This is a genomic window from Myxacorys chilensis (assembly GCF_059505265.1).
The window spans coordinates 1-9,458 of sequence record NZ_JCACKG010000119.1 but is presented as its reverse complement, the minus strand read 5'-3'; the positions used below and the strand labels follow the sequence as shown (position 1 = coordinate 9,458).

The 9,458-nt window shown below is 48.0% G+C and carries 9 protein-coding genes; 8 read left to right on the top strand and 1 reads right to left on the bottom strand.

From position 1 onward, the window contains the following. Nucleotides 1-97 precede the first annotated feature (97 nt). The 8 genes from AC5JLB_RS08790 to AC5JLB_RS08755 all read left to right on the top strand — a co-directional run bounded on the left by AC5JLB_RS08790 (nt 98) and on the right by AC5JLB_RS08755 (nt 5,550). Nucleotides 98-478 carry a hypothetical protein gene (locus AC5JLB_RS08790; RefSeq protein ID WP_495873451.1) on the top strand — a complete coding sequence of 127 codons (381 nt, stop codon included), beginning with the start codon at nt 98-100 and terminating at the stop codon, nt 476-478. Nucleotides 479-619: 141 nt separating this feature from the next. Next, nucleotides 620-751, top strand: coding sequence for a hypothetical protein (locus AC5JLB_RS08785; RefSeq protein WP_495873450.1), 132 nt, complete (start codon nt 620-622; stop codon nt 749-751). A 111-nt stretch (nt 752-862) separates the two neighbouring features. Further along, nucleotides 863-1,225: a hypothetical protein gene (locus AC5JLB_RS08780; RefSeq protein WP_495873449.1), complete on the top strand. Its 363-nt coding sequence runs from the start codon at nt 863-865 to the stop codon at nt 1,223-1,225. Nucleotides 1,226-1,428: 203 nt separating this feature from the next. After that, on the top strand, nt 1,429-1,782 hold the full coding sequence (locus AC5JLB_RS08775; protein ID WP_495873448.1) for a hypothetical protein: 354 nt from the start codon (nt 1,429-1,431) through the stop codon (nt 1,780-1,782). Between the two features lie 28 nt (nt 1,783-1,810). Beyond that, entirely contained in the window at nt 1,811-2,146 is a 336-nt protein-coding gene (locus tag AC5JLB_RS08770) for a cupin domain-containing protein (protein WP_495873447.1), read from the top strand. 65 nt (nt 2,147-2,211) lie between these two features. Further along, nucleotides 2,212-4,374 carry a peptidase domain-containing ABC transporter gene (locus AC5JLB_RS08765; protein WP_495873446.1) on the top strand — a complete coding sequence of 721 codons (2,163 nt, stop codon included), beginning with the start codon at nt 2,212-2,214 and terminating at the stop codon, nt 4,372-4,374. A gap of 30 nt (nt 4,375-4,404) precedes the next feature. Next, nucleotides 4,405-4,920: a beta-barrel domain-containing protein gene (locus AC5JLB_RS08760; RefSeq protein ID WP_495873445.1), complete on the top strand. Its 516-nt coding sequence runs from the start codon at nt 4,405-4,407 to the stop codon at nt 4,918-4,920. A 144-nt stretch (nt 4,921-5,064) separates the two neighbouring features. Next, entirely contained in the window at nt 5,065-5,550 is a 486-nt protein-coding gene (locus AC5JLB_RS08755; RefSeq protein WP_495873444.1) for a GNAT family N-acetyltransferase, read from the top strand. Nucleotides 5,551-5,658: 108 nt separating this feature from the next. Here AC5JLB_RS08755 and AC5JLB_RS08750 read toward each other — a convergent pair whose 3' ends face one another. Next, nucleotides 5,659-9,330 (bottom strand): WD40 repeat domain-containing protein, encoded by a 3,672-nt coding sequence (locus AC5JLB_RS08750; protein ID WP_495873443.1) that lies wholly within the window; start codon nt 9,328-9,330, stop codon nt 5,659-5,661. Nucleotides 9,331-9,458: the final 128 nt, after the last annotated feature.

The window sequence follows — 9,458 nt, the reverse complement described above, 5'->3', positions numbered from 1 at the left end:
CTAGAGAACGCTACGTGAACGATCAATACAGCTTGAGTCTAAACAAATTGTGGCTCAACTGCTAATTCCAACTCATTGACTCTCAAGGAGATCTAAAATGTTACTGAATCAAGGAATCGATGAATCGCTGTTTACAGAATTGACAGCAGACCAGGCAGAAATGCTCGAAGGCGGCAAGCGGATTACGATTTTGAGTGTTCGCTGTATTCAGGCTCACCAGGGATCTGACAACCTGTCCTTCGACATTAATTTTGAGCGTCTGGGTAGCCCGATCTTTATGCAGGCTAACAGTGTCGCTAATGTTGGTATCGGCGCAAACTTCAACGGGACAGCGAACGTTCGCTTGAACGACAATCGTAGTCGTGTTCGCATCCCTCTTGGCGGTTTTAGTGACTCTACTGTCAGCAGTGGTAGTAAAACGGTTCGGGTTAACAGTGGTAGCTCAACCTACGATGTGACCTATCGGATCGCTAATTAACGTCCGATCGTAACGCTTGTAATCCTCCCTAAATATCTATTTTCAGGGATTTAAGGAGATCAAAACTGGCGGGGAGTTTTACCGTTATGTCCCCTTGCTGCATCTCGAAGGAGAGTAATGTCACAGATGCAGACAGTATCAATGTCGATCATTTCGGATTACGACAAGATGTGGAGTTTCTATCGCTTCCTCCACTTTGTTGCCACCAAAGGCAGGCTAAACCCTGCATTAGAGCGGACAGAGGTAGCAATCTTCTACATCTTTCATCCGTAGATCTTTGCATAATGCTAGAGAACGCTACGTGAACGATCAATACAGCTTGAGTCTAAACAAATTGTGGCTCAACTGCTAATTCCAACTCATTGACTCTCAAGGAGATCTAAAATGTTACTGAATCAAGGAATCGATGAATCGCTGTTCACAGAATTGACAGCAGACCAGGCAGAAATGCTCGAAGGTGGCAAGCGAATCGATATTTTGCTAGTTCGCTGTATTCAGGCTAGTAATGGTTCTGACCAACTGTCTTTCGCCGTTAATAATAACAATGTTGGTAGTACGATCGGCATTCAGACTGGCGGTGTTGCCAATGTTGGTGCGAGTGCAAATTTCAATACTACAGCAAGCGTTCGATTGTTCGATCGGGGCAGCTCTCTGGGCGTTTTTCGTACCAATAGCATTGGTCAGCAAACTCGGCGTGTTAGTGGTGGTGGCTCTATCTACGATGTGACCTACCGAGTTGGTAATTAACGTGCGATCGTAACGCTTGCATTCTCCCTAAATTCCTGTTTTCAGGGATTTGGGGAGATCATATCCAACATCAGAGGTCAACTAATCATGATTCATCACATTTCGATCGCAGTTCACAACCCCTTACATGTTAGCCAAGTGCTAGCAGAAATCCTGCAAGGGCAATCGCTTCCCTTTCCAGGTTACCGGGTAGTTATGTAGCATTGGCGCTTGATCCTCAAGGCACAATGGTTGAGCTTCATCCCTACGGCACGGCTTTATTTCCAGGTGAAGTAATGCATGAAGCGGCACATCTTCAGCTGCATCCAGGAGCGACTCCTTACAGCGCAAATCATACAGCAATTTCTGTTCCCATCAACATGGCTCAGATTCGCGCGATCGCCGATCGAGAACAGTGGCGCATGGTGCTTTGTCGTCGGGGCAATAATTACTTCGACATCATTCAACTCTGGCTAGAAAACCAACTGTTGATCGAACTCTTACCACCAGAATTAGTCGATCGATACCTAGCATTTATGGACCCCCAAGCGTTACTTGCAACAGCGCAAGCACTTTAAGCAATGAACATTAGATCCGCTACGCTTAATGATGTCTCGCTCATTTTCTCTTTCATTCAAAAGAAGGCAAAATTTGACCGTGATATTGATGTGTCTGGCAATTATTCCACCGGGAGCAATTGCACCGCCCCATGTGCATCCCAATCATGAAACGGCAATTTATCTACTTCGAGGACGTGTGGAAATACGTTATGGCGAAGGGCTTCAGCAATGTCAAATTTGTGAAGCGGGAGATTTTATTTTCACGCCTGCTGGTGTATCGCATCAGCCCCGTAATTTGAGTTTGACAGAACCTGTTTACGTTCTTGCTGCCCGGAATGATCCTGCAACTCAAGAACACTCTGTCCCCTACGGCAATCCTTAACCAAATCAACTTGAAATCGCGACAAACTATCGCCCCCTAAACCCCTTATTTCTCCTCCCATTCCCATGCGCTATCCACTCATTCTCCAACAATCCGAAGAAGACTGCGGAGCCGCCTGCCTCGCAACTGTCGCCAAATTTCACGGTCGCACCTTCAGCATTGGCCGAATTCGTGAACAAGCAGGCACCCGATCGCGCGGCACTACCCTCCTCGGACTCAGCCGAGGTGCTGAAGTCTTGGGTTTTCAAGTTCGCCAAGTTAAAGCTTCGCCTCAACTTTTAGATAATCTATCGCAAGCCCCATTACCCGCGATCGTGCATTGGAAAGGCTACCACTGGGTCGTTCTCTATGGCAAAAATCGCCGCAATCAGTTTGTTGTGGGTGATCCAAGCATTGGTTTGCGCTATCTCAGTGAAATCGAATTGGTGTCAGGCTGGACGAACGGGGTAATGCTGCTACTCTCTCCAACCGCAGCATTTTACCAACTGCCTGAGGACAAGCTGACGGGGTTTGGTAAGTTTGTCAAGCGGGCGTGGCCCGATCGGGGTTTGTTGGTGCAAGCGATCGGTTTAAATGTCGTGATTGGCCTATTAGCCTTGGCTTCGCCGTTGATGATGCAATTGTTGACGGATGATGTATTGGTGCGAGGCGATACGCAATTGTTGCTGATGGTTGCTTTGGGTGTGGTGGGGATGACGCTGGTGCGCAGCGTGGTGGATCTGATTCAGGCGCAGTTGATTGGGTATTTTGGCCAACGGTTGCAGATGGGATTGCTGCTGGAATATGGGCAGAAGCTCTTGCATTTACCACTGTCCTATTTTGAAGGGCGACGCAGTGGTGAGGTGGTCAGCCGGATTGCTGATGTGTCAACGGTGCATTCATTGGTGGCGCAATTAGTATTGGGTTTACCGAGCCAGTTTTTTATTGCAGTTGTTTCGCTGATGTTGATGCTGTTTTACAGTTGGGAATTAACAATCGCATCGACAGCAATGTTTGCGATACTGGTTGGCGTAAATTTTCTATTCTTACCAGCGATTCGACAAAAGACTCGCAACTTAATTATTCAAAGTACTGAAAATCAGGGCTTTCTCGTCGAAACGGTGCAAGGCGTACAGGTGTTGAAAACTACTCAGGCGACGCAACAGGCTTGGCAGGAATATCAAGCGAATTTCAGTCGGTTAGCCCATTTAGGCTGGGGGACGATGAAGTTGGAACTGTATAGCGGCACATTCACGGGCATTTTATCGAGTTTGGTGAGTGTGGGGCTGTTGTGGCTAGGCAGTTATTTGGTGATTAGTCAGCGGTTGAGTGTGGGGCAGTTATTGGCTTACAGCGGTATGAGTGGGAATTTCTTTGGGTTCCTGTTGGCCGCGATCGGGATTGTTGATGAGTTCATTCGCGCTCAGGTGATTTTGCAACGCTTGGGTGAGGTGATGGATGCCACTCCGGAAGACGCACAAGATCGCCAAAAGCCTTGGGTGGAGCTGCCAGCAGCAGCCGATATTTACTGTGAGAAATTGCGGTTTCATCACGCAGGCCGAGTGGATTTGTTAGAGGATTTGGATTTGGTGATTCCGGGGGGGTGTATGACAGCATTGATTGGTCGATCGGGCTGTGGCAAAAGTACGTTAGTCAAATTGCTGTCAGGCTTGTACAAAGCGCAATCCGGCAATATTCGCTATGGTATTTACGATCAAGAGGATTTGGCGTTGGATTGTTTGCGGCAGCAGGTGGTGTTAGTACCACAGGATGCACATTTTTGGAGCCGATCGATTATCGATAATTTCCGCTTTAGCTATCCTCAGGCAAGTTTTGAACAAATCGTACAGGCTTGTGAAATTGTCGGAGCCGATGAATTTATTGCCCAATTACCCGATCAATATCAGACAGTGTTGGGTGAGTTTGGGGCCAATCTTTCCGGGGGGCAGCGACAACGGTTAGCGATCGCACGCGCTTTGTTAGCCAATCCAGCGATTTTGATTTTGGATGAATCCACGTCGGCGCTTGATCCATTGAGTGAGGCGACGTTACTAGAGCGGTTGCAGCAGCATCGGCGGGGGCAGACGACGATCTTGATTAGTCATCGGCCCCAGGTGATTGGAGCTTGTGATTGGGTGGTGATGTTGGAGCAGGGGCGGGTGCTGAGTCAAGGTTCGCCCGACGAATTACGGCGGCGGGAGGGATTACATCGATCGTTTTTGGCTCCAGAATCGGCATTGGCACTGTAGGGAAAATTCATCAAATCAGAAGTTCATTCCATGACACACAATACATCATCAGATTTCCAATTAAACGACGTTCTGCCACCCCTCAGCCCCTGGGTTCGGTATGGTAGCCTAGGAATCGCAGCCTTGATCGGAACCACGATCGGACTCACAGCCCAAATCCCCCATCGCAGCACCACACAGGTCATCGCGATCGTCATGCCCAATCGCAGCATTCAAGCCCTCGTCCCCGCCGAGTCGATTAACCAAATCGCGCCTCATCAAACTGCGCAAATGCGAGTTGCGGCCTGTCCCTATAGTGAGTTTGGCACATTAAAGGGCAAGGTGAAAACGATCGCGACCCAGCCTGTGATGATGACTGATGAGATCGTCGAACAATTCAGTCAACCGACATTGTATGCAGTGACAATTCAGCCCCAGGCGTTAGTCTTAAAGCAAGCGACAAAATCCTGTCCTGTGCGAGTGGGGATGCAGGGAAAGATGGATATTGTGTTACAAGAGGAGTCGATCGGGCGATCGGTGTTACGCCGGATGCGGCTAGGGGATTGAGCAGGCAGCAATTCCAAATTCAAGGACTACGCCTGCCACCCACCTTGGAGTCAACTCCAAGGCTAACGGTTTTGTTTATCTCGGACAAGAAGAGGACGGCGAACTTGTGATGCGATGTGAATTGCGGTCTAGAAAAGGAGTACGATGATGATTGAGATTCGGTTGTTTGAAGCACAGGATGCCGAACAAATAGCGCAACTGTTTCATGAAACAGTTCGTGAAATTAATGTTCACGATTACTCAAGCAAACAGGTTAGGGCGTGGGCACCTGATGATATCTACTTTAGAAACTGGGTAGAGGTATGTTCGAGCCGATTCACCTATGTTGCTGACGATGAGGGTGCGATCGCTGGGTTTGGAGAGCTAGAACCAAATGGTCATATTGACTGCTTTTACTGTCACAAAAACTATCAAGGCTGCGGTGTTGGTAGACAACTCTATCAGGCGATTGAGGTAAAAGCCATTGAGTTGTCGCTGCATCGCTTGTTTACTGAAGCCAGCATTACCGCCAAGCCGTTTTTCCAGCGCATGGGGTTTTCAATTGTTAGAGAGCAAGAGGTGACTCGTCGGGGCGAGACATTCATCAACTATGCCATGGAAAAGCTTTTTCCCACTTCTGCAACAGGATAGGGGCAGTTCGTGAACCGCCCCTACTGGTAGAGATGACGCTCTAGCAAATTTCAAGCAGTGGTTAATACAGACCAGCAGGGAAATCGGTGTTTCCTAGATGGGGCTAGTTTAAACTCGATCGTCAGAAATTGCACCCAAACTAATTAAGGACTGCTGTTGAGCTGAAGTAATGCCCGTCACGCCAGTGATGTTCATGCCTTCATAGGGCCGATCAGCTTTCAGGGTCTTCAGACACTCACTCGTCTCAACATCCCAAAATTTAATTGTTTCATCCCAACTGCTACTGATAACAGTACTACCATCAGGACTGAATTTAAGGGTAAATACATAATCGGTATGTCCCTCTAAGGTTTGGAGACATTGCACCGTGCTGACATTCCAGAGTTTTACTATTTCGCTACTGCCACTGGCAAGCATCTGTCCATTCGGACTGAAGCTTACAGAATAGATTGCGCCGGTATGCCCTTGCCAAGTTTGCAGACATTCACCTGTGCTGACATTCCATATTTTTATGCTGCCGTCATAGCTGCCACTGGCTAGCAGGCAACCGTCAGGACTGAAGTCGACCGCTAGGATAGAATTTTCATGTCCTTGCAAGGTTCTTAAGAGTTTACCTCGACTCACATTCCACAGCTTCAACGATTGATCATAACTAGCAGTCACCAGAAAACGACCGTCAGGACTGAAGGCAACTTTCCAGACCCAATTGGTGTGTCCCTGCAATACCTTGATGCACTGCCCCGTACTAACATTCCATAACCGTGCCGTATAATCTTCACTCGCACTGGCAATCAGATTGCCTTGAGGGCTAAATGCAACTGACAAAACCTTCTTAGTATGCCCTCTGAGGATTTTGAGGCATTGTCCAGCCTGGATATCCCAAAATCTAATAGTTGTGTCTTCACTACTACTCACGAGAGTGCGACCATCTGGACTAAAGGCAAGCGATCCAATCCGACTACTATGCCCTACCAGTGTTTGGTAGCATCTCCTAGTACTGACGTCCCATATCTTGACGATTAGCTCGTCACCACTGCTAGCCAGGGTCTGTCCATCCGGACTAATGGCAATCGACCAGTCTTTTTTTGTACACCCTTGCAAGGTTTTGAGGCATTGTCCGGTGCTAACATCCCAAAATTTAATTGTTTGATCATCGCTACCACTGGCAAGGGTATCACTGGTACCCTGTGATAGGCGATTGCCAACGGGACTAAAGGCAACAGACCAGATCCGGTTACTATGTCCTGTTAACGTTTTGAGACATTGTCCTGCAAATTGCGGACTCATAGACGAGCTTGTCATTTGGAGGGTTTTGGGGGTGACATCCCATAACCGTACTGTTTGATCTTCACTCCCACTGGCAAGCATGTCGCCTTGAGGACTAAATGCAACCGACCAGACCCAATTCGTATGTCCCTCCAAAGTCTTAAGGCACTGCCCTGTGCTGATTTCCCAGAGCCTTACAGTGTTGTCATGACTCCCACTGGCAAGCATGTCACCTTGAGGACTAAATGCAACCGACCAGACCCAATTCGTATGTCCCTTCAAAGTCTTAAGGCACTGCCCGGTACTAATTTCCCAGAGTTTGACAACATTATCTTCCCCACTGCTGGCCAGGATGCAACCATCTGGACTGAAGGCGACCGAGCAGACTTGCTTGGTGTGTCCCTGCAACACCTTGATACATTGCCCTGTGCTGATGTCCCATAACCACACTGTTTGATCTTCACTGCTGCTAGCCAGGATGCGGTCATCTGGACTAAACGCGACTGACTCAGCTCGACCAGGATTTTCTGTCAAAATTCTAAGGCATTGTCCTGCAACATCTTCTAAACCCGGTCTGACTGGTGATTCTGTTGACTCAAGTCGCTTTGATTCAGAACGGATTTGGTTGACATTCCACAGCCGAATGGTCTGATCATCACTGCCACTGGCAAGCATGTAACCATTGTGACTGAATACAACAGACCGCACCCAATCTCCATGTCCTTTGCAGGTTAGAAGGGGTTGACCATTGTCAACTTGCCAGAAGCTAACATTGTTCCCTACATCTCCTGTCGCCAAAAGCTTGCCGTCAGGGCTGAATGCCACTGACAAAACACACCCAAAGGTTTGAGTGAAAGTAGACTTGACAAAATCAGCCCAGGCAAAGTTGACTCGATGCAAATTCACCTGTTGTAGGTAGGCATGTCGAATAGTCAAGCCAGAAAAGCTATAGCTGGTTAAATCCAGTTGCAGATGAGTGCAGAGGTTGATCAGATTGCCTGTACCATAGCCGGATTGCTGAGTTTCAGATTGCCTTAATTGGGTTAGTATTCGTAGAATCTGCTGCTCCTGAGCAGTAAGTGAGCTAAATTGTTGGCAAAAATTGTCCGCAACGGGTTGCAAAATCAGCCGTACTTGACTTTCGCGGACATAGTCTTTCACCGTTGTTTTGATTAGGGCACACCTGAGGAATAGCGATAGCTCAGTAGTACTCAATTCGGTGATCATCTGTTCAATTAATCGATCGCTGACATACTCCATCACCACAGGTTGCTGAGTGTAGGTGCCTGATTGCTTCTCAATGAGTGAGCGCCAGGTCAAACTCTCCAATGCTTCCAGCAGGTTGGCTTTAGAGGTAGCAGGCACAATGTCTTCGCGCAATTCATTGATTGTTGTCCACTCCCGATTGATTGCCAGCCAGTACATGATGGTTTGTTCAAGGGACGACAATCGCGCGAACTGGTTATCTAACAGCCGCCGAATCCCGTTGAAGATAAAGGTGTCTTCTTGCAAAAAAGTTGTGATATCGCCCTCAAATAAGTCTTGGATCGAGGTGGCAACAATTTTGAGTGCTAAAGGACTATTGCTATAACGATCGCAGACGATTTTCTGCTGTTCCGCTGTGCCCGCCAATCCCTTCGTTTGCAAAATTGCCTGTGCTGCTTCAGGAGAGCCATCCAGACGCAACGTTCGCACGGCCAAGTCAATGCCTTCTAGGGCGGACACGATCGCTGGTTTTTCTCGACTGGTTAGCACAATGCTACTCTGATGGCTGACTTCACCCAGCAAGCGCAATAGTTCCTCATAGGCTGCAAATCCAGCCCGAAATTGACCAGCACAGTCAACATCGAGTAGTGTTTCCAGGTTGTCGAGAATGACTAAACACCGCGATTGGCGCAGCAAATTGAGTAATTTGCTGGATTCAGGCTTTGTTTCTTGTTGATTGGAAAGAAAGGGGACGAGTTCAGCCAGCAAGGTTTCTAGGGATGGAGCATTCCGCAGCGATCGCCAAATAATCCATTCAAATTGTCCCTGAAGTTGCTGTGCGAGTTTAACTGACAGCGCTGTTTTACCAATTCCGCCTAAACCCAGGATCGCGATTAATCGACAGCGATCAGTGGTCAGCAGTTGCGTTAATTGATTCAGTTCGACCGTTCGACCATAGAAGGTGGAGACATCAATCGCTTCGCCCCAATCGATTTGGCGGGATTGTGTGGCAGTAGGGGCAACTGCTAACGCTACAGGGGCGATCGGTGCCGCAATCTGCTCCAGAATCAAAGACAGATTTTTCTTATTGACTTTTGTGCCCAATACTTCTGACAGAAATGCCCACAATTCTGGGCAAAATTTGCGGCTCAGATAGCTGGTCGAATAATGGGTGGCGATAGCAATCTCTTCATAGGTTTGGTTCAGGCAGGTTGCTTGAATCACCGCGAACTCGATCGGGGTGAGTGGTTGTCCGCGATGATTGAGCACCCATTGGTTCAGATGTGAAAGTTGCGTCGCTAATTCCATGGACAGAAAAACAAGGTCTACCTGAGTCAGAGATTCGATTAAAAGACGAAGTTTGAGTCATTGACAGAATCATTTTAACATGCATCAAGCGCCACGAATGTGTTGGTTGCTTCTGTTCGCTCGTTTGA

Coding starts and splice junctions, on each gene's coding strand:
- AC5JLB_RS08790 (WP_495873451.1), top strand. CDS start 98: ATGTTACTGAATCAAGGAATCGATGAATCGCTGTTTACAGAATTGACA.
- AC5JLB_RS08785 (WP_495873450.1), top strand. CDS start 620: ATGTCGATCATTTCGGATTACGACAAGATGTGGAGTTTCTATCGCTTC.
- AC5JLB_RS08780 (WP_495873449.1), top strand. CDS start 863: ATGTTACTGAATCAAGGAATCGATGAATCGCTGTTCACAGAATTGACA.
- AC5JLB_RS08770 (WP_495873447.1), top strand. CDS start 1,811: ATGATGTCTCGCTCATTTTCTCTTTCATTCAAAAGAAGGCAAAATTTG.
- AC5JLB_RS08765 (WP_495873446.1), top strand. CDS start 2,212: ATGCGCTATCCACTCATTCTCCAACAATCCGAAGAAGACTGCGGAGCC.
- AC5JLB_RS08760 (WP_495873445.1), top strand. CDS start 4,405: ATGACACACAATACATCATCAGATTTCCAATTAAACGACGTTCTGCCA.
- AC5JLB_RS08755 (WP_495873444.1), top strand. CDS start 5,065: ATGATGATTGAGATTCGGTTGTTTGAAGCACAGGATGCCGAACAAATA.
- AC5JLB_RS08750 (WP_495873443.1), bottom strand. CDS start 9,330: ATGGAATTAGCGACGCAACTTTCACATCTGAACCAATGGGTGCTCAAT.